The sequence below is a fragment of the Sulfuricaulis limicola genome (assembly GCF_002355735.1).
Classification (GTDB): Bacteria; Pseudomonadota; Gammaproteobacteria; order Acidiferrobacterales; family Sulfurifustaceae; genus Sulfuricaulis; species Sulfuricaulis limicola.
On sequence record NZ_AP014879.1, the window covers coordinates 2067672 to 2086080 of the forward strand.

18 protein-coding genes are annotated in these 18409 nt (G+C 62.2%); 9 read left to right on the forward strand and 9 right to left on the reverse strand.

What is annotated here, in order from left to right; all coding sequences use genetic code 11:
* Nucleotides 1-235: 235 nt before the first annotated feature.
* Complete coding sequence (locus SCL_RS09850) at nucleotides 236-1360, reverse strand: DegT/DnrJ/EryC1/StrS family aminotransferase (protein WP_096361057.1); 1125 nt, start codon at nucleotides 1358-1360, stop codon at nucleotides 236-238.
* Nucleotides 1348-2328: a Gfo/Idh/MocA family protein gene (locus SCL_RS09855; protein ID WP_096361058.1), complete on the reverse strand. Its 981-nt coding sequence runs from the start codon at nucleotides 2326-2328 to the stop codon at nucleotides 1348-1350. Before SCL_RS09855 ends, SCL_RS09850 begins: the two co-directional genes overlap by 13 nt.
* Nucleotides 2329-2616: 288 nt before the next feature.
* On the opposite strand from SCL_RS09855, the gene SCL_RS09860 reads away from it, so the two are divergent.
* The 5 genes from SCL_RS09860 to SCL_RS09880 all read left to right on the forward strand — a co-directional run bounded on the left by SCL_RS09860 (nucleotide 2617) and on the right by SCL_RS09880 (nucleotide 8713).
* Nucleotides 2617-3459 (forward strand): SDR family NAD(P)-dependent oxidoreductase, encoded by an 843-nt coding sequence (locus tag SCL_RS09860; protein ID WP_096361059.1) that lies wholly within the window; start codon nucleotides 2617-2619, stop codon nucleotides 3457-3459.
* Nucleotides 3460-3797: 338 nt separating this feature from the next.
* Nucleotides 3798-5558 carry a sensor histidine kinase gene (locus SCL_RS09865; RefSeq protein WP_096361060.1) on the forward strand — a complete coding sequence of 587 codons (1761 nt, stop codon included), beginning with the start codon at nucleotides 3798-3800 and terminating at the stop codon, nucleotides 5556-5558.
* Between the two features lie 2 nt (nucleotides 5559-5560).
* Nucleotides 5561-6004: a response regulator gene (locus SCL_RS09870; RefSeq protein WP_096361930.1), complete on the forward strand. Its 444-nt coding sequence runs from the start codon at nucleotides 5561-5563 to the stop codon at nucleotides 6002-6004.
* A 28-nt stretch (nucleotides 6005-6032) separates the two neighbouring features.
* Nucleotides 6033-7739, forward strand: a complete 1707-nt coding sequence (locus SCL_RS09875) for a GGDEF domain-containing response regulator (RefSeq protein ID WP_172426019.1) — start codon at nucleotides 6033-6035, stop codon at nucleotides 7737-7739.
* 35 nt (nucleotides 7740-7774) lie between these two features.
* Complete coding sequence (locus tag SCL_RS09880) at nucleotides 7775-8713, forward strand: diguanylate cyclase response regulator (protein ID WP_096361062.1); 939 nt, start codon at nucleotides 7775-7777, stop codon at nucleotides 8711-8713.
* Nucleotides 8714-8749: 36 nt separating this feature from the next.
* Here the strand turns inward: SCL_RS09880 and SCL_RS09885 are convergent, their stop codons facing one another.
* A complete protein-coding gene (locus SCL_RS09885) occupies nucleotides 8750-9991 on the reverse strand; it encodes a DUF1015 domain-containing protein (RefSeq protein WP_096361063.1) in 1242 nt (413 codons plus the stop codon).
* A gap of 138 nt (nucleotides 9992-10129) precedes the next feature.
* Here SCL_RS09885 and SCL_RS09890 point away from each other — a divergent pair, with 138 nt between their 5' ends.
* Nucleotides 10130-11173 carry an agmatine deiminase family protein gene (locus SCL_RS09890; RefSeq protein ID WP_096361064.1) on the forward strand — a complete coding sequence of 348 codons (1044 nt, stop codon included), beginning with the start codon at nucleotides 10130-10132 and terminating at the stop codon, nucleotides 11171-11173.
* Nucleotides 11174-11262: 89 nt separating this feature from the next.
* Here the strand turns inward: SCL_RS09890 and SCL_RS09895 are convergent, their stop codons facing one another.
* Nucleotides 11263-11526, reverse strand: a complete 264-nt coding sequence (locus tag SCL_RS09895) for a hypothetical protein (protein WP_096361065.1) — start codon at nucleotides 11524-11526, stop codon at nucleotides 11263-11265.
* Nucleotides 11527-11628: 102 nt separating this feature from the next.
* Here SCL_RS09895 and SCL_RS09900 point away from each other — a divergent pair, with 102 nt between their 5' ends.
* Both SCL_RS09900 and SCL_RS09905 read left to right on the forward strand, forming a co-directional pair.
* Nucleotides 11629-12516 carry a carbon-nitrogen hydrolase gene (locus tag SCL_RS09900; RefSeq protein WP_096361066.1) on the forward strand — a complete coding sequence of 296 codons (888 nt, stop codon included), beginning with the start codon at nucleotides 11629-11631 and terminating at the stop codon, nucleotides 12514-12516.
* 101 nt (nucleotides 12517-12617) lie between these two features.
* Nucleotides 12618-13868, forward strand: a complete 1251-nt coding sequence (locus SCL_RS09905; protein ID WP_096361067.1) for an RsmB/NOP family class I SAM-dependent RNA methyltransferase — start codon at nucleotides 12618-12620, stop codon at nucleotides 13866-13868.
* A gap of 82 nt (nucleotides 13869-13950) precedes the next feature.
* Here SCL_RS09905 and SCL_RS09910 read toward each other — a convergent pair whose 3' ends face one another.
* The 3 genes from SCL_RS09910 to SCL_RS09920 form a co-directional block, all read right to left on the reverse strand.
* On the reverse strand, nucleotides 13951-14535 hold the full coding sequence (locus SCL_RS09910) for a DedA family protein (RefSeq protein WP_096361068.1): 585 nt from the start codon (nucleotides 14533-14535) through the stop codon (nucleotides 13951-13953).
* A 99-nt stretch (nucleotides 14536-14634) separates the two neighbouring features.
* Nucleotides 14635-14838: a cold-shock protein gene (locus tag SCL_RS09915; RefSeq protein WP_096361069.1), complete on the reverse strand. Its 204-nt coding sequence runs from the start codon at nucleotides 14836-14838 to the stop codon at nucleotides 14635-14637.
* A 178-nt stretch (nucleotides 14839-15016) separates the two neighbouring features.
* On the reverse strand, nucleotides 15017-15385 hold the full coding sequence (locus SCL_RS09920) for a peptide chain release factor family protein (RefSeq protein WP_096361070.1): 369 nt from the start codon (nucleotides 15383-15385) through the stop codon (nucleotides 15017-15019).
* A 93-nt stretch (nucleotides 15386-15478) separates the two neighbouring features.
* On the opposite strand from SCL_RS09920, the gene SCL_RS09925 reads away from it, so the two are divergent.
* Nucleotides 15479-16597 (forward strand): 3-deoxy-7-phosphoheptulonate synthase, encoded by a 1119-nt coding sequence (locus SCL_RS09925; protein ID WP_096361071.1) that lies wholly within the window; start codon nucleotides 15479-15481, stop codon nucleotides 16595-16597.
* Nucleotides 16598-16634: 37 nt separating this feature from the next.
* Here SCL_RS09925 and SCL_RS09930 read toward each other — a convergent pair whose 3' ends face one another.
* Entirely contained in the window at nucleotides 16635-17036 is a 402-nt protein-coding gene (locus SCL_RS09930; RefSeq protein WP_096361072.1) for a hypothetical protein, read from the reverse strand.
* Nucleotides 17037-17103: 67 nt separating this feature from the next.
* Entirely contained in the window at nucleotides 17104-18387 is a 1284-nt protein-coding gene (locus tag SCL_RS09935; protein ID WP_096361073.1) for a citrate synthase, read from the reverse strand.
* Nucleotides 18388-18409: the final 22 nt, after the last annotated feature.

The window sequence follows — 18409 nt, forward strand, 5'->3', positions numbered from 1 at the left end:
AGGGCGAAGCGGAGTAGTCGCCGATGTACTTAACGTACATCGGCGCCGCTGAGCGCCCGCACAGGGATGTGCGGGCCGGGGTTTAGCGGGGTTTCTGGTGCGACCATGACAGCTTCCGGAGACTCGGCCCCGCCATCCGTGGCGGGGCGCTCGCCGGGACGAAGACACGTTAAGTGTCTTCGTCTGTTTCCGGCTCGCCCTGCTTAATCCTGTCCATTCATATTGCTCGAAGCACTTAACCCTTGATTGCAGCCAGCAGGACTTCGCACACGCGCTCAATGTGCTCCGGCGGCATGCCGGGATAAACCGGCAACGACAGGGTTTCGGTGCAGGCGTGCTCACAGACCGGCAGGCTGCCAGGTTTGTAATTGAGGTGCTTGTAAACTTCCTGCAGGTGCAGTCCCTGCGGATAGCACTGCGAAGTACCGATTTGCGCATCCGTCAACGCCTGGCGCACGGCATCGCGTTTCGGAATGCGCACGGTGTAGAGATTGAATACGTGCGTGCCGTGCTTCGGCAATGCCGGTGTTTTTACCGGCGAGCCGGCGAACCGTTTCGTATACTCCGCCGCCACCTTCTGCCGGCCGGCGATATCGTCCTTGATGCGCTTCAGCTTGAGGCGCAGTACCGCGGCCTGAACCTCATCAAGGCGGCTGTTCATGCCGATTTCGGTGTGCAGGAAGGGCTTGACCGCGCCGTGATTGCGCAAGCGGCGGATATGCTCGTTGACCGCGTCCGAGTTGGTCGTGACCATGCCGCCGTCGCCATAGCAACCGAGCACCTTCGTCGGATAGAAGCTGAAACTGCCGGTGTCGCCAAGGGCGCCGACCACCTTGCCGTTGTGCAGCGCGCCAAAGGACTGGGCACAGTCCTCGACCACGGCGAGCTTGTGTTTTTTCGCGATCTCCATGATCTCGCCCATCTCCGACGGATGGCCGAAGATGTGCACCGGCACGATGGCCTTCGTTTTGGCGGTGATTTTCGCGCGCACGCTCGCAGGATCGAGACAGAAACTGTCCGGCAGAATGTCCACAAACACCGGCGTGGCGCCGACCATGTCGATGGTCTCGGCCGAAGCGAAGAAAGTGAATGGCGTGGTAATAACCTCGTCGCCCTTGCCTACGCCGAGCGCGCGCAGCGAGAGATACAGCGAATCCGTGCCGTTCGCCACCGCGATGGCGTGCTTCACGCCGACGTATTCGGCGAATTCCTTTTCGAACGCCTGGGTGTGCGGACCGAGAATGAAGCTCCCGCGCGCGCCGGTCTCGCGGATGGCGGCGAGCCATTCGGTTTCAAGGCTTTTGTACTGCGTGGACAGATCGAGAAACGGAACGGGCTGAGCCCGGGTTACGGCGTGCATGCGGCGATTTTCTCCTTGACGAGCAGGGCCACGCGCAAGGCCTCGAGCCCCACCCGGCCGGTGACCAGGGGCGGCGTGCCGGTGCGCACGGATTTGACGAAGTATTCGAGTTCCGCGTCCAGCGGCGGGCGCGGCGTGATGTCGAGCTGCTCGGTGACGATGCGCGGCCACTTGCCGCCCTGCGGGTCCGGTTCGGAGCGCACCATTTCGAGCTTCTGGTCGATGTAATCGAGACCATAATAGTGGTCCGCGCCGAAGATGCGGATACGGCGCAGCTTCTTGTTCGAAACGCGGCTGGCGGTGACGTTCGCGACTGCGCCGTTCTCGAATTCGATGCGGGCATTGGCGATGTCCACGTGCTCGGTGAGCACGGGTATGCCGGTGGCGGCGATGTTGCGGATGTTCGATTTCACCAGCGACAGCACGATATCGATGTCGTGGATCATGAGGTCAGTCACCACGTCCACGTCGGTGGCGCGCTCGACGAACGGCCCGAGGCGGTGCACCTCGATGAAGCGCGGGTTCTGCGCGCGCTCGGCCAGCGCCATGATGCCGGCGTTGAAACGTTCGAGATGCCCGACCTGGAAAATCACCCCGGCGCGCTCGGCCAGCTCCACCAGCGCGCGCGACTCCTCGTAGCTCGGCGCGATCGGCTTTTCCATCAGCATGTGCACGCCCTTTTCGAGGAACGGGCGCGCCACGTCGCTGTGATAAATGGTCGGCACCACGATGCTCACGGCATCCACGCTGCCCAGCAGGTCGCGCGCGTCGGCATAGGCGCGGCAGCCGTGCTGCTCGGCCACTTCTTTCGCCACGCGCTCGTTGGAATCGGCGACGCCGACCAGCTCGACATCCGGCATGGCGGCATAGATACGCGCATGGAAACGGCCGAGATAACCGACGCCGGCGACGCCGACGCGCAGCTTCCCGGCGTTTCCTGACGGTTGTGTGTGAGCGGCTGCGGTCATGGGTTGTTCGGGTGGCGGAGTCCCTCAGCCAAGGCGAAGCCAAAAACAATAGTACGTTAGCGGCGCGGATTATACCGGAATTCGGCACCTGCGCCACGAACGGCAACCTGGTTCAGTGTTTCGGGCGCCCTGCCCCGATTCGGCAAATACTTTGCCGGGAATCGCTTCGGCGCAACCAACCGGCCGGGATCAATGTCGGACGGGTGCCGGCTGTATTATTGAACAGGGGCGCCAAACACCCTACAGTCGCTTGCAGTCCTGTGCAACCTTCCGAACCGACGCGCCCGCATGGAACCGAAAAGTGTACTGATTACCGGCTGCTCCACCGGCATCGGCAACTGCGTTGCACACGGCCTGCGGGAACGCGGCTACCGGGTATTCGCCAGCGCGCGCAAGGAAGCCGACGTCGCGGCCCTGTCGGCCGCGGGTTTTGAGAGCCTGCCGCTCGATCTGGATTCCTCCGGCTCGATCCGCGCCGCCGTGGAGACGGTGCTCGATCGCACGCAAGGGCGGCTCTTCGCCCTGATCAACAATGGCGCCTACGGCCAGCCGGGCGCGGTTGAGGACCTGTCGCGCGCGGTATTGCGGGCGCAATTCGAGACCAACCTGTTCGGCACGCAGGAACTGACCAACCTCGTCATTCCCGTCATGCGCGCCCGGGGGGAAGGCCGGATCATTCAAATGAGTTCGATACTGGGCATCGTCTGTTTCGCTTACCGCGGCGCCTACAACGCCACCAAGTTCGCGCTCGAAGCCCTGTCCGACACCCTGCGTCTGGAACTGCGTGATACCAATATATATGTCTCGCTCATCGAGCCCGGCCCGATCACAAGCCGTTTCCGCGCCAACGCCTACGCCGCCTTCCAGCGCCACATCGACCGCGAGCACAGCGCGCATCGTGAATATTACGCGCGCGTGGAAAAACGGCTCGCCGGCTCGCGACCCCTGCCCTTTACCCTGCCCCCTGAAGCCGTGCTGAAAAAAGTCATTCACGCCCTGGAGGCGCGCCGGCCGAAAGCGCGCTATGGCGTTACATTTCCCACGCATCTCTTTGCCGTGCTGCGGCGGCTGTTGCCAGCGCGCGTGCTCGACCAGATCCTGTTCGCCACCAGCAACGGCGGGCGGCGTTAGCCACAATAACCCTACATTAAATATTGTTGAGCATTGCGCTCGAATATTTTTGCACTAGATTTACCTTAAGAGTATTTGGTTGGCAGGAAGGTCGACTACCAGTTCCTCAAATCCCTTCTGGCCAGCCTGTCAGCTTGCTCAGATCAGCCTCTCTGGATTATTCCGGGCGGAGTAACACCAGAAATGAAAACAAAAAATACGCTGGCATTTGTACCCGTTGTACTCAGGTGTGCGGCAATTCCGGGCATGACCACCTGCTGTCTGCGTGGTCGGGCCAATTCCATGGAACGCGTACGAAGCGGGCGCAGGCGCTGCTGCGCATACGGGAGCATGACGGAATGGCCGTTCTGAAGAAACTGCGTGACGCCGGAGAATCGCTGATCGCGCGCGCCCCGGTGCGATGGATGCTGCTGTTGCTGGTGTCGGCGGCGGTCATCGCCACGGCGGCCGGCAGTTACCGCGAGATCGACAGGGAACTCACCGCGGTGGCGCTGTTGCGCCGGGAAACCGTGGCAAAGATCACGGCCGTTACGATCGCGGAAAAGTTCGGGCGTGTCGTCGACGTCGCCATTTCTCTCTCCACCCGCGTCCACTTCCGCAATCTGGTCGCACAAGGCCAATGGAGTGAGGCCATCGAGATCATGCGCACCGTGCCGCAGGATCTTCCTCATATCGAACGTTTATTCCTGACCGACACCCGGGGCACGCTGATGGCTGACATGCCGGCGCTGCCGCAGGTGCGCGGCGTCAATTTCGCCTTTCGCGACTGGTATCAGGGCGTAAGCCGGGACTGGCGCCCCTATGTCTCACCGGTTTACACCAGGGCGGCGCCCCCGCAAATCAATGTTTTCGCGGTGGCGGCGCCGATCAGGAATGCCGGTGGCGGCGTTGCGGGCATTCTGGTGCTGCAAATCCGGGCCGAGAGCCTGCTCGAATGGATCAATGCCATCGACACCGGCCGCAAGGGCTTCGTTTATCTCGTCGACTCGAAGGGGCAGCTGGCGTTCCATTCCAGGCACCCGGACAGACCGGAAATCGTCGACCTCTCGGGAATACCGGTGGTGGGCAAGCTGCTGCATGGAGAACATGGCGTGGAAACCGGGCTTGACCCGGTGGAGAACGAGGAGGCCATCGTGGCTTACGCTCCCGTGCCTGGCTATGGCTGGGGCGTCGTCTCGCATCAGCCCCTGCATGCATCGCTCGCCTATATCACCAAGGAAGCGCAACTGCGCCGCCTGTTGACGGGCTATGGCTTCATCCTGGCGCTCTGCGCCCTGGCGATCTACATGGCCTCGCGCATCGCCAGTGAACGCCGGCGGGCGGAAGACGATCGCCGCATGAAGTCGGAGCTTGAGCGGCGCGTGGCCGAACGCACACATCAGCTCGACGCCGCCAACAAGGAGCTCGAAGCCTTCAGTTATGCCGTCTCGCATGACCTGCGCGCCCCGCTGCGCTCGATTGACGGCTTTGGCCAGGCCCTGATCGAAGACTGCGCCGACCGGCTCGACGAACAGGGCCACCAGCACCTGCAACGGATTCGCAACGCCACCCAGCGCATGGGGATGCTGATCGACGATTTGCTCATGCTATCGCGCGTGACACGTACCGAGATGCGCCGCGAACTCACGGATCTGACCCAGACGGCGCGATCCGTGATTGCCGGACTGGAGATAGTTGAACCCGGTCATAAGGTCGAGTGCCAGGTGCAGGAACGCATGGTGGCGGACAGCGACCCGCACCTGATACGCATTGTCCTCGAGAACCTCCTCGGCAACGCCTGGAAATTCACCCAACGCACGAACCCGGCACGCATCCAGGTGGGCTCGACCACGGACGATGCCGGAACGCCCGTGTATTTCGTGCGCGACAACGGCGTGGGCTTCGACATGACCTATGCCGACAAGCTGTTCGGCGCCTTCCAGCGACTGCACGCCGCGTCCGATTTTCCCGGCACCGGGATCGGCCTGGCGACGGTGCAACGCATCATCCACCGCCATGGCGGCCGCGTCTGGGCGGAGGGCGAAACCGGCAAAGGGGCGAGTTTCTACTTCACCCTCGGGCCGTCCACGCGGTCATCACCCCAGGAGAATCCGGCATGAACATGGACACCATGACGATATTGCTGGTGGAAGACAATCCGGACGACGAGGAGCTGACCTTGCGCGCCCTGCGCCAGAACAACATCATGAACCGGGTGGATGTCGTGCGCGACGGCGCCGAGGCGATCGACTACCTGTTCTGCCAGGGCGCGCACAAGGCGCGCGATCCTTCGCAGAAACCGGCGATCGTCATGCTCGACCTGAAACTGCCGAAGCTGGACGGGCTGGAAGTCCTGCGGCGCATCCGCGCGGAAGAACGCACGCGTCTTCTGCCGGTCGTGATCCTGACTTCTTCCAGGGAAGAGCAGGATCTGATCAGCGGGTACAGCCTTGGCGCCAACAGCTACATCCGCAAGCCCGTGGACTTCAAACAGTTCGTCAACGCCGTGGGCCAGATCGGGCTCTACTGGCTGGTGCTGAACGAACCGCCGCCGAAGCAACCCTGAATTCATGCGCTGAATCATGAACCACGCCATGCCCAGATTTCTGAACACACTGATCGTCGAGGACTCGGACGACGACACCCAGCTGCTCGTCCGCGAACTGCGCGAAGGCGGATACGAGCCGGTCTTCACGCGTGTCGAGACGGGCGCAGCGATGCGCGCCAAACTGAAACAACAGGATTGGGACATCATCTTCGCCGATTTCACCATGCCGCAGTTCAACGCCTTCGAGGCGCTGCAGGCGCTGCATGAGGCCGGGCTCGACCTCCCCTTCATTGTCGTCTCAGGCACCATCGGCGAGGATCGCGCCGTACTGGCCATGAAGGCCGGCGCCCACGACTACATCCTCAAGGGCAACATGAAGCGTCTGTTGCCGGCCGTGGAGCGTGAACTGCGCGAGGCCAGAAACCGGCGTGAGCGCAAACAGGCGGAACAGACCATACGCCGCATGGCCTTCTATGACCTGCTCACCGACCTGCCCAACCGCAGTCATTTCCGCAATCAGACGCAACAGGCGGTCCAGGCCGGCATCCAGGAAGGACGGCCGGTGGCGTTGTTGATGATGGATCTGCGGCGATTCAAGGACGTCAACGACACCCTGGGCCACCGCTGCGGCGACCAGCTTCTGCAGCAGGTAGGCGCGCGCCTGCGCGCGGCCATGTTCCAGAACGACATGGTGGCGCGGCTGGGCGGCGACGAATTCGGGGTATTGCTCCCCGGAATGGCCGCCATCAGCGACATCGAGATCGTGGCAAGAAAAATTCTCAGCACGCTGGAGGCGCCCTTCGTCATCGAGGACGTTCCCATCGTGGTGGAAACCAGCCTCGGGGCTGTGGTCGCGCCGGAACACGGCACCGACGCGGATATCCTGCTGCAGCATGCCGATGTGGCCATGTATCATGCCAGGGAAACCGGCGCGAATTATTCCCTCTACGACCCGACGCACGATCCGCACAACCCGCGGCGGCTGGCCCTGATGGCGGAACTGCGACAGGCGATCGAGAACGACCAGTTGCAGCTGCACTATCAGCCCAAGATCGCACTCGCCACGGGCGGGATGATCGGGGCGGAGGCGCTGCTGCGCTGGCAACACCCGAAAACCGGGATGATCCCGCCCGATCAATTCATCCGGTCCGCCGAAAACACCGGCCTGATCAAGCCCCTGACGGACTGGGTGCTGGGCACCGGCCTGCGCCAGTGTTCCGAGGCCCTTGCCAGCGGCGCCTTGCGGCACCTGGCCATCAACATCTCGGCGCGTTCCCTGCATGACCTGCGCTTCCCGAACCTGGTCGGCAAATTCCTGAAGGCGAGCGGCATTGCTCCGGAAAAGCTCATGCTGGAGGTGACCGAAAGCGCCTTCATGGTGGATTTGCAGCGCACCGTGGAAACCCTGGCGGTGCTGAGCCACATGGGCATCCTGATCTCGATCGACGATTTTGGCACCGGCTTTTCATCACTGAACTACATCAAGAAACTGCCTGTGAACGAAATCAAGATCGACAAATCCTTCGTCAGCGACATGACCTCCAACGAAAACGATCTGTCCATCGTCCGCTCGATTATCGAGCTCGGCCACAACCTGGGACTGAAGGTGGTGGCGGAAGGCGTGGAGAACAAGGCCACCCTGGACAGCCTCGCCGCGCTCGGTTGTGACTACTGCCAGGGCTATTACATCAGCCGTCCGCTGCCGCACGAACGCTTCAAGGACTGGCCCGGTCACGCATCAGGCAAAACCTGATATCGGGACAAACCGGAAAACAGGAAAACACAGACATGACAACTCCCCTGCGTGTCCTGATCGTCGAGGACTCGGAAGCCGATACCGAACTGCTGCTGGACCAGCTGCGTCGCGCCGGCTACGACACCACCTGGGAAAGAGTGGAAACGGCCGGCGCCATGGAAGCCGCGCTCGACCGCCGGGAGTGGGACATCGTTATCGCCGATTACACCATGCCGCAATTCAAGGGCATCGACGCGCTCGGCCTGCTTCAGGAGCAAGAGATCGATATCCCCTTCATCATGCTCTCCGGCACCATCGGCGAAGACATTGCGGTCGCCGCCATGAAAGCCGGGGCGCATGACTACATCATGAAGCACAACACCGCGCGCCTGGTTCCGGCAATCAGGCGCGAACTCAGGGAGGCCGAGGTACGCCGTGAATTCCGCCGTGCCCAGGAACGGGTCCGGTACCTGGCCTATTACGATCCGCTGACGGACCTGCCGAACCGGGCGCTGTTTACCGACCGCCTGGAACAGGCCGTGCTTCTCGGAAAGCGCGAGAAAAACTTCTTCACCCTGATGCTCATGGACCTGGACCGCTTCAAGATCATCAACGATACCCTCGGTCACCATGCCGGTGATCAGGCATTGCAGCAGGTGGCGGCCCGGCTCAAAACATGCCTGCGCGAGTCCGACACGGTGGCGCGCATGGGCGGCGATGAATTTTCGGTTCTGCTGCCGACCACGACGCACGAGGACGGCGCCGTCGTGGTGGCCAGAAAAATCCTCACCAGCATCGCAAAATCGTTCCGGATCGAGGACCGGGAATTCAGGATCGGCATCAGCATGGGAATCGCCCTGTTTCCCGAGCATGGTGACGATATCGATGCGCTGCTGCGCGCCGCGGACATGGCGATGTACGAGGCCAAACGCCCGCGCAACGATTTCAGGATCTACAGTCCCGAGCCCGAGTCGGGATCCGGAAGCAACTGAGCTGCACGGAGCCGCGCCGCAGCGTCGACAGTCCGCTCAATCCAGCACGTGCGACACCAGCCCGTCGGCCAGCTTGGGTTCGAACCAGGTGGACTTGGGCGGCATCACCTGGCCGGCGTCGGCCACCGCCATCATGTCGGCGATGGATGTGGGAAACAGCGCGAATGCGCAGGCCATCTCGCCCGAATCCACGCGCCGCTCCAGCTCCTTCAGGCCGCGGATGCCGCCGACGAAATCAATGCGCTTGTCGCGGCGCGGATCGGCGATTCCGAGCACGGGTGAAATCAGGTTTTCCTGAAGCAGGCTGACATCCAGGCGCTTCACCGGATCGTTCGCGGGGATACGTTCCGGTTTGATGTTCAGACGATACCACTGACCTTTCAGGTACAGGCCGAATTCTCCGGTGCGCCCCGGTTTCACCATCGTGGATTCCGGTCTGACATTGAATGCCGCTTCGATTTTTTGCAGGAACGCCTCACGCGTCAATCCGTTCAGGTCCTTCACCACCCGGTTGTAGTCGAGGATCTGCATCTGGTTGTCGGGAAAAATCACCGCTAGAAAATAATTGCTGGACTCTTCCCCGGTATGTTTCGGGTTGGCCTTCTTGCGCGCCGCTGCCACGCGCGAGGCCGCCGCCGAGCGGTGGTGACCGTCGGCGATGTAAAGACAGTCCATGGCATCGAACAGGCCGGTAATGGCGTCCTGCTGCGCCTGATCGCGCATGACCCACAGCGTATGACGCACCCCGTCGTCGGCGGTGATGTCCACGTCCGGCGTCCCGGGCGTGACCTGATCGATGATGGCATCCACCGCGGATGAGCGCCGGTAGGTCAGGAACACCGGGCCGGTCTGGGCGTTCAGCGCCTCTATCTGGCGCACGCGATCGTCTTCCTTGTCGGGCCGGGTGAACTCATGCTTGCGGATGCGGTTGCTGTCGTAATCGGGAACCGCGGCCGCCGCCACGATGCCGGTCTGCCGGTGCGCGCCCATCACGAGGCGGTAGACGTAATAACAGGGCTCCGGGTCGCGCCCGAGCACGTTCGCTTTGAGCATCTTTTCAAAATTTTCCCGGCCCTTGGCGTACACCGCCGCGCTGTGCGGATCGGTGCCCGCGGGCAGATCGATCTCGGGCTTGGAGATATGCAGGAAACTCCAGGGCCTGCCCTGTGCGCGCGCACGCGCTTCTTCCGTGTTGAGCACATCGTAGGGCGGCGCGATGACCTCCGCGGCGAGGCGGGGTGCCGGACGCAGACCGGTGAAAGGACGAATCAGGGACATTTCAGCTCCGCGGAAGACAAAAAAGAGCGCACATTCAAAACCACTTGCCGGCAGAAATCAAACCGCATGGGCGCGCTTGGCGCGGCCTCATGGCTGGGCTAGCATACGCGGCGTTTCCGATCCTGCACGACAAAACCGATGGCCGAGACCTGCCGCAAATATCTTCCACCCGAATGGGCGCCGCAGAGCGGCGTCATGCTCACCTGGCCGCACGTGCACGGCGACTGGGCCAGGCGCCTGAAACAGGTCGAGCCGGTGTTCACCGACATCGCGCGGCAGGTGGCCCGGCGCGAAAAGGTGCTGATCTCCTGCTATGACCGCGCCCACCGCGAATATGTCGGCGAACTGCTGACCGCGGCCGGCGTGGACATGGGGCGAGTCATGCTGCGCACCGTGCCCTCCAACGACACCTGGGCGCGCGATCACGGGCCGCTCACGGTCGTGTGCAGCGGCGAGCCCGTGTTGCTCGATTTCGGGTTCAACGGCTGGGGTGGAAAATACGGATATGAGCTCGACAACCAGATCAACCGCCGGCTCTACGCCGCGGATGCCTTCGGCCAGACCCCGATGCAGACCGTGGACATGGTTCTCGAGGGTGGCTCCATCGAGGCCGACGGTTCCGGCACCCTGCTCACCACCGCACGCTGCCTGCTGGCGCCGACGCGCAATCCGAAACTCTCGAAGCAGCAGATTGAAAAGCGGCTCATGGAATTCCTTGGCATCAATCGTATCCTGTGGCTGCAACACGGCTATCTCGCCGGCGACGACACCGACAGCCACATCGATACGCTGGCGCGTCTTTGCGACAGCCGCACGATTGCCTACGTACGCTGCGACGATGCGGACGATGAACATTACGCGGAACTGAAGGCCATGGAGGAAGAACTGAAAGCCTTGCGTGCCGCGGACGGCCGGCCCTACCGTCTCGTGCCGCTGCCCTGGCCACGCGCGAAATTCGACGAAGACGGCAACCGCCTGCCCGCCACCTACGCCAATTTTCTCATCATCAACGGCGCGGTGCTGGTGCCAACCTATCAGGACCCCGCGGACAGCGAAGCACTGGCGCGCGTGCAGGAATGTTTTCCGGACCGCGAGATGGTCGCCGTCGACTGCCTGCCGCTCATATACCAGTTCGGCAGCCTGCACTGTGTAACCATGCAGCTGCCGGAGAGTGTGCTTTAGGCAGGGTCGGCTGAGACGGCCCAAATAAAAAACGGGAAGGCTGTAAAAACCTTCCCGTTCTGAATTGACTGAGTTTGTTCTGGCGGTTGTTACTTCTTGCCTTTGGCTTTGCCCCCGCCCTTGGCCTCGATACTGGTGGCGGTCATCTTGTACTCGACCGTCACCTTGTCGCCCACCTTGACGTCACCCGTCATTTTGGTGCCGGCATCGCGGGCCAGTTCCCAGTTTTCCTTGCCTTTCTTGACGACGATCTTGCTGTCCGTCACTTCCACCACTGGCCCGGTTACCTGATAGGCCATCGCCAGCGGACTGGCCAGCATCAAGGCCACTGCCATGATCATTGTCCGTTTCATGTATTGCTCCTTTTATAGTTGGGATGCGCAAGATAGAAATACGGCCTCTAGCTGTCAAGCGCCTGACCAAATGCCGCGCCGGAACATGCTAACATTGGCGCCATGAACAGCACGCTCAAGGTTGGTCTGGTGCAGCATGCCTGCACCGAGGATCGGAACAGCAATCTCGCCGCTTCGATCAGCGGCATACGCGAGGCCGCCGCGCGCGGCGCCCGACTGGTGCTGTTGCAGGAGCTGCACACCGGGGTTTATTTCTGCCAGACCGAAGACACCAAACGCTTCGACCAGGCCGAGCCGATCCCGGGCCCGAGTACGCAGGAGCTGGGCAAGCTCGCGAAGGAGTTGGGCGTCGTCATCGTCGGCTCGCTGTTCGAGCGACGTGCGCCCGGCGTGCATCACAACACCGCCGTGGTGCTGGAGTCGGACGGCCGCCTCGTCGGCCAGTACCGCAAGATGCACATCCCGGACGATCCGGGATTCTCCGAAAAATTCTATTTCACGCCGGGCGATCAGGGTTTCACGCCCATCGCCACCTCGGTCGGCACGCTCGGCGTGCTGGTCTGCTGGGACCAGTGGTATCCGGAGGCGGCGCGCCTGATGGCGATGCACGGCGCGGAAATCCTGCTCTACCCCACTGCCATCGGCTGGGACCCGCGCGATGATGAGGCGGAAAAGACCCGCCAGCGCGAGGCCTGGGTCACCATCCAGCGCGCGCACGCGATCGCCAACGGCCTGCCGCTGGTGGCCTGCAACCGCATCGGTACCGAACCCGACCCTTCCAGGCGCACGCCGGGCATTCAGTTCTGGGGGTCGAGCTTCATTGCCGGGCCGCAAGGGGAATTTCTGGTCCAGGCCACGACCGACAAGACCGAAGTGCTGGTGGCCGAAATCAGCCGCCAGCGGACCGAAGACGTGCGCCGCATCTGGCCCTTTTTCCGCGACCGGCGCATCGACGCGTACCAGGATTTACTTAAACGCTACGGGAAATAACAAAGCAACCGCAGATGAACGCGGATGTGGACTGGATATCTGCTTTCCACTTTCGTGATCTGCGTTAATCTGCGTTTATCTGCGGTTTCACAAAATTATTTATGGCCAAACCTATCCTCCTCCATTCCGCTGCCGAGCTGCTCCAGCGCATTCTCGGCGAAAAAATACCCGCCGACCGGCAGATGGAAGGCTATTTCCGGACGCACCGCGACATGGGCGTGCGCGACCGCGGCTTCGTGGCGGAGACCGTCTACGGTTGCCTGCGCGAAAGACGCTGGCTGGAACACATCGCCGGCAGCGCGCTGCTGCTCGACGTGGTGGCCGCTTACCTGCTTACGCACGGCTACAGCGCCCGCGCGCTCGAAGAAACCGGCTTTCGCGGCGATGCGCGCGGGATGGTGGAACGCGCGCGCACGCTCGACAAAACCACGCTGCCGTTTGCGATTCAGGCGAACCTGCCGGACTGGCTGGCGGAGCGACTGCGCGCCCAATTCGGCGACGCGGAAGCGCTGGCCCTGGCCCTGGCGCTGAATCAGCCGGCGCCGGTGGACATGCGCGTCAACACGCTCAAGGCCAAACGCGACGAAGCCCAGGCACGTCTCGCGCAGGAAGGATTTCCGTGCGAGGTCACGCCCTGGTCGCCTTCCGGTCTGCGACGCCGTGACCGCGCGCCGGTTTTCAAAACGCATTGTTTCAAGGAAGGATTATTCGAGGTGCAGGACGAAGGCAGCCAGTTGCTGGCACTGATGCTGGAACCCCGGCGGCAGGAGATGGTCGTGGACTTCTGCGCCGGCGCCGGCGGCAAGACCCTGCACATCGGCGCGCTCATGGCCAATACCGGCACGGTATATGCCTTCGATGTGCTGGCCAAGCGCCTGGAAAAACTCAAGCCGCGGCTGCGGCGCGCCGGTCTGAACAACGTCCGCATGGTCACGATCAGTCACGAGCGCGACGCGCGGGTGCAGCGACTGGAGGGAAAAATCGACCGCGTGCTGGTGGACGCGCCCTGCTCCGGCACCGGCACCCTGCGGCGCAATCCCGACATCAAGTGGCGCGACATCAACCTGGCCGAGCTGACGGACACCCAGCAACGCATCCTGGCGGCCGCGGCCGGACTGCTCAAGCCCGGCGGGCGGCTGGTGTATGCGACGTGCAGCCTGCTGAAGGAAGAAAACGAGGACATCGTGGAAAAATTCCTGGCGACACACCCGGAATTTCATGTGGTTCCGGCAAGCGAAATTCTGGTGCGGCGTCACGTACCGCTGTCCATGACGGGTGACGCCCTCCGGCTCCTGCCTCACCTCCATCAGACCGATGGTTTCTACGCCGTTACCCTGGAAAGAAAGCAGTAGTTATAAATAATATGACAAGACGAAGGAGCGCAGCGACTTGGGCTACCTTGTCGGCAAGACGAACGAGCCTGGCGAAACAGGGCTAGCTTTTTTGTGCCAGCGCGCGCCGGCGGCGGTGGATCAACATGATCAACCAGAACAGAATGCCCGCCACCAGCAAGCCCAGCAATATGTACAACTGGTAATGTTTGAAATCGTCCAGGATGAGGCGGAAGGCTTCGCCGGAAAGATAGCCCGCAGTGGCGAACGCAACCGCCCAGACCACGGCGCCGATCAGGTTGAGAACGAAGAATCGTGTACGTGAAATATGGGCCGCGCCGACGGCAAACGGCGTGACATTGCGCAGGCCATAGAAAAACCGGAAGGAAAGAATAAGAAGATTCTGGTGGCGGTGCAGGTGCCGGTAAACTTTCGCGGCGCTTTCCTGCCACGAAAGGCGCCGGGCGATGATTTTCGGCCCGTAATGCCGGCCGAGGTAATAATACAACTGGTCGCCGGTGAAGCTGCCGGTCAGGGCCGCGGCCATAACCCACGGCAACTCCAGAAACCCCATGTGCGCGGCCAACCCGCCCAGGATGAGAATCGTCTCACCTTCCAGAAAGGTTCCGATCAGAATGGCCAGATAGCCATAATTCCTGATCAGCTCGCTCAAGAGCTCATGCGACATGTGCGGCGGCGAAAATCAGTTCGATGACGGGTTGCAATAAAAAGCCCCGTACAAGGACGGGGCCGGAAAACAAGTTACTTGTCGTGTCTGTTCGTATGTTCAGCGGGGAATGACGCGCGTGGCCTGTTTGCCCTTCGGTCCCTGAGTGTGCTCAAACTCGACCTTTTGCCCCTCGTTCAGACTCTTGTATCCATCGCCTTCAATGGTGGAAAAATGCACGAATACATCTTCACTGCCGTCGCTCGGGGTGATAAAGCCATAGCCCTTCGCGTTGTTGAACCACTTCACGGTACCGGTCTGCATACATCCCCCTTTCTTATATGGAACCTGAAACCGCCCGCCCTGCGGTCGGGGCTGGCGCGAAAACATCCTACGTCAACTGGCCCGACAAAACAATTCTGCCCGGGAAGACAGGAACACAACTCTGTTTAGACGAACTCTATGGCGGGGGACGTTTGAGCAAACTCTAATATTCCTTGATTTAATACTCCTCGCGGCCGCCGGAACGCCCGCGCTTGAGGGAAGCACGATGCTTCTTGGCGGCCAGCCGGCGCTCCTTCATGGCCCGGCTGACACGGGTGGCCTTGCGCGGCTTGGGCACGCGGTTCAGGGCGCGCAATCTGTGCGCCAGGCGCTCGAACGCCACTTCGCGATTGCGGATCTGGGAGCGGTTCTCCGTGGCCGTCACCACCACCCCCGAGGGCGCATGGGTCAGGCGTACTGCCGATTCGGTGCGGTTGACGTGCTGCCCGCCGGGACCGGAGGCGCGATAGGTATCCACGCGCACTTCCCGTTCCAGGGTGGCGCGATCCAGGGCGTAGGGTGGGGATTTGGCGGCTTTCGGCTGCATGCGGTGTCAGGATCGGTTCAAAACGTGTTTTTCGCGGCCTAGTTGATAAAATACGCGCCCTTCAGCTGCACCGAATAATAAAGGAAAAGTCGCATGATCGTTATCCTCAAACCCGACATGGGTGAGAAGAACCCGGAATACCGGCAGATTCTCGATTTTCTGGCGCACAAACCGAACATCAAGACGCGTGTGCACCAGGAAATCGGCGCGCAGCAGACGCTCACGGAAATCTACCTCATCGGCGACACCGCCGCGCTCGACAAGACCGAGATCGAGAGCCTGCCGGGCGTGGAGCGCGTGGTGCGCATCTCGGAGGAATACCGCATACTCGGACGCCATCGCGACGACCGCCGGGCCACGGGCTTCGAATACAACGGCGTCAAGTTCAACCAGGACAATCTCAATGTCTTCGCCGGCCTGTGCGCCGTGGACAATCCCGAGCATGTCGAGATGATGCTGAAGGCGCTGCGCGACAACGGCCAGGTGTGCACGCGCATGGGCGCCTACAAGCCGCGCACCAACCCGTATTCGTTCCAGGGGCATGGCAAATCCTGCCTGCCGTGGGTGTTCGAGCTGGCCGGCCGCTACGGCATCAAGGTGATCGCCATGGAGATCACCCACGATTCGCACCTGGTCGAAATCCAGGAGGCGCTGCGCCAGACCGGCAATCCCACCGGCGTGATGCTGCAGATCGGCACGCGCAACACGCAGAATTTCGAACTGCTGAAAATCGTCGGACGCCAGCGGGAGCTGCCGGTGCTGCTCAAGCGCGGCTTCGGCATCACGCTGGAGGAATCGCTGAACGCGGCCGAGTATCTGGCGAGCGAAGGCAACCGCAATATCGTCTTCGGCCTGCGCGGCATGAAAACCAACATGGGCGACCCGCACCGCAACTTCGTCGACTTCGCGCACGTGCCGGTGGTCAAGCGCCTGACGCGCATGCCGGTGTGCATCGATCCCTCGCATTCCGTCGGCTCGCGCGACCGCGCGCCCGACGGCATGCTGGATATTTCACACGTGACCGCGCAGGGCGTGATCGCCGGCGCCAACATGGTGCTGGTGGATTTTCACCCGGTGCCGACCAAGGCGCTGGTGGACGGCCCGCAGGCGCTGCTGCTGGAGGAGCTGCCCTACTTCCTCGAAGACATCGCCATCGCGCGCGAGGCCTACGAAAAACGCCGCGAATTGACGCGGCGTTTCCTGAAAAAATAACAGCCCGGCGCCGGGGTGCCGGGAGACCAGGGCAAAACTACCAGCGCCCGATGCCGTAAACCACGTCAAGGACCACGCGCGTATTGCGGTCCATCAGCACGATGTCCTGACCGATGCGCACGCGCACATAGGACGACGGCAATCGCGACAGCTTGCGCTCCAGTTCATGCGGCAGGGCATCACCCTCGAGTCCGGGCGGCAGCCGGTCGCGCTTGGCGAGTCCCGGCGGGAGATGGCCGCCGCGCTTGGCCAGCCCCGGCGGCAGGCCTTTTCCGCCGCGGTAGTAATCGTGAATGTACTCGCGGTCGCGGTCGTTGATGCGGACGTCGACCACACCGCCGGTGTCGTCCTTGATCACCACCCGGCCGGACGTTGATGTATACGACGCGCAGCCGCCCAGCAGGATTGCCGCCAGCACGAGCAAGGCATATTTGTTCATGGCAATGGTCCTTTTTGCTCCGGAAAATCCAGATAACCGATAACCCGCCCGAGCGGCATGGACGGCGTTATTTCGCCTTCGAATAATGCCGCAGGGCCTTGCCGACGTAGAGCTGGCGCGGGCGGTCGATGCCGTGGGATTCGCCCTGCAACTCGAGCCAGTGGCTGACCCAGCCGGCGGTGCGCGCCACGGCGAACACGGCGGTGAACATGTTCATCGGGAAGCCCATCGCCCGCAGCAGGATGCCGGAGTAGAAATCCACGTTTGGGTACAGCTTGCGCCCGATGAAGTATTCGTCCTTGAGCGCGATCTCTTCAAGGCGCATGGCGATCTCGAGCAGCGGATCGTCCTTGCCGAGATGCGTCAGCACCTTTTTCGCCTGCGCCTGGATGACGCGCGAACGCGGGTCGAAGTTCTTGTAGATGCGGTGCCCGAAACCCATGAGGCGGAAGGAATCGTCCTTGTCCTTGGCACGGGCGATGGCCTTGGGAATATTCTCGACCGAGCCGATTTCCATCAGCATCTTGAGCACGGCCTCGTTGGCCCCGCCGTGCGCCGGACCCCACAGGCTGGCGATACCGGCGGCGATGCAGGCAAAAGGATTGGCGCCGCTCGACGCGGCCAGCCGCACGGTCGAGGTCGAAGCGTTCTGCTCGTGGTCGGCGTGCAGGGTGAAGATCACGTCCAGCGCCCGGGCCAGCACCGGGTCCACGACATATTCGGCAACCGGGGAACCGAACATCATCTGCAGAAAGTTCGAGGCGTAGTCGAGCTTGTTGTTCGGATAGCGCATCGGCCGGCCGATGGAATAGGTGTAGCTGGCGGCGGCCAGCATCGGCATCTTGGCAATCAGGCGCGTGGCGGCGAGCTGGCGGTCGTTGGCGTCGCGGATGTTCATGACGTCGTGATAGAAGGCCGACAACGCGCCGACCACGCCCACCATGACCGCCATCGGATGGGCGTCACGGCGGAAGCCGCGATAGAACGACAGCACCTGCTCATGCAGCAGATTGTGGCTACCGAGGGCCAGGTCAAGCTGGGTGCGCTGCATCACCGTGGGCAGTTCGCCGTTCATCAGCAGGTAGGCCACCTCGATGAAATCGCTGTGCTCGGCCAGTTCCTCGATCGGATACCCGCGATAAAGCAGGATGCCCTTGTCACCGTCCACGAAGGTGATGGCGCTCTTGCACGCGGCGGTGGAGCGGAAACCGGGATCGAAGGCGAGCAGGCCGTGACGCGAATACAGCGACTGGATGTCCACGGCGCTGGGGCCGAGCGCGCCGTCCAGCACCGGCAGGCTGCCGTCGTTGTTCGCTTCCGAAATTACCGCGTTAACGTATTTGGTCGTCATGTCGTGCGCCCTTTCAGACAGC

What these genes read in the sequence shown, in the direction of transcription:
- SCL_RS09850 (WP_096361057.1), bottom strand. Translation starts at nt 1,360, where the DNA reads ATGCACGCCGTAACCCGGGCTCAGCCCGTTCCGTTTCTCGATCTGTCC.
- SCL_RS09855 (WP_096361058.1), bottom strand. Translation starts at nt 2,328, where the DNA reads ATGACCGCAGCCGCTCACACACAACCGTCAGGAAACGCCGGGAAGCTG.
- SCL_RS09860 (WP_096361059.1), top strand. Translation starts at nt 2,617, where the DNA reads ATGGAACCGAAAAGTGTACTGATTACCGGCTGCTCCACCGGCATCGGC.
- SCL_RS09865 (WP_096361060.1), top strand. Translation starts at nt 3,798, where the DNA reads ATGGCCGTTCTGAAGAAACTGCGTGACGCCGGAGAATCGCTGATCGCG.
- SCL_RS09870 (WP_096361930.1), top strand. Translation starts at nt 5,561, where the DNA reads ATGGACACCATGACGATATTGCTGGTGGAAGACAATCCGGACGACGAG.
- SCL_RS09875 (WP_172426019.1), top strand. Translation starts at nt 6,033, where the DNA reads ATGCCCAGATTTCTGAACACACTGATCGTCGAGGACTCGGACGACGAC.
- SCL_RS09880 (WP_096361062.1), top strand. Translation starts at nt 7,775, where the DNA reads ATGACAACTCCCCTGCGTGTCCTGATCGTCGAGGACTCGGAAGCCGAT.
- SCL_RS09885 (WP_096361063.1), bottom strand. Translation starts at nt 9,991, where the DNA reads ATGTCCCTGATTCGTCCTTTCACCGGTCTGCGTCCGGCACCCCGCCTC.
- SCL_RS09890 (WP_096361064.1), top strand. Translation starts at nt 10,130, where the DNA reads ATGGCCGAGACCTGCCGCAAATATCTTCCACCCGAATGGGCGCCGCAG.
- SCL_RS09895 (WP_096361065.1), bottom strand. Translation starts at nt 11,526, where the DNA reads ATGAAACGGACAATGATCATGGCAGTGGCCTTGATGCTGGCCAGTCCG.
- SCL_RS09900 (WP_096361066.1), top strand. Translation starts at nt 11,629, where the DNA reads ATGAACAGCACGCTCAAGGTTGGTCTGGTGCAGCATGCCTGCACCGAG.
- SCL_RS09905 (WP_096361067.1), top strand. Translation starts at nt 12,618, where the DNA reads ATGGCCAAACCTATCCTCCTCCATTCCGCTGCCGAGCTGCTCCAGCGC.
- SCL_RS09910 (WP_096361068.1), bottom strand. Translation starts at nt 14,535, where the DNA reads ATGTCGCATGAGCTCTTGAGCGAGCTGATCAGGAATTATGGCTATCTG.
- SCL_RS09915 (WP_096361069.1), bottom strand. Translation starts at nt 14,838, where the DNA reads ATGCAGACCGGTACCGTGAAGTGGTTCAACAACGCGAAGGGCTATGGC.
- SCL_RS09920 (WP_096361070.1), bottom strand. Translation starts at nt 15,385, where the DNA reads ATGCAGCCGAAAGCCGCCAAATCCCCACCCTACGCCCTGGATCGCGCC.
- SCL_RS09925 (WP_096361071.1), top strand. Translation starts at nt 15,479, where the DNA reads ATGATCGTTATCCTCAAACCCGACATGGGTGAGAAGAACCCGGAATAC.
- SCL_RS09930 (WP_096361072.1), bottom strand. Translation starts at nt 17,036, where the DNA reads ATGAACAAATATGCCTTGCTCGTGCTGGCGGCAATCCTGCTGGGCGGC.
- SCL_RS09935 (WP_096361073.1), bottom strand. Translation starts at nt 18,387, where the DNA reads ATGACGACCAAATACGTTAACGCGGTAATTTCGGAAGCGAACAACGAC.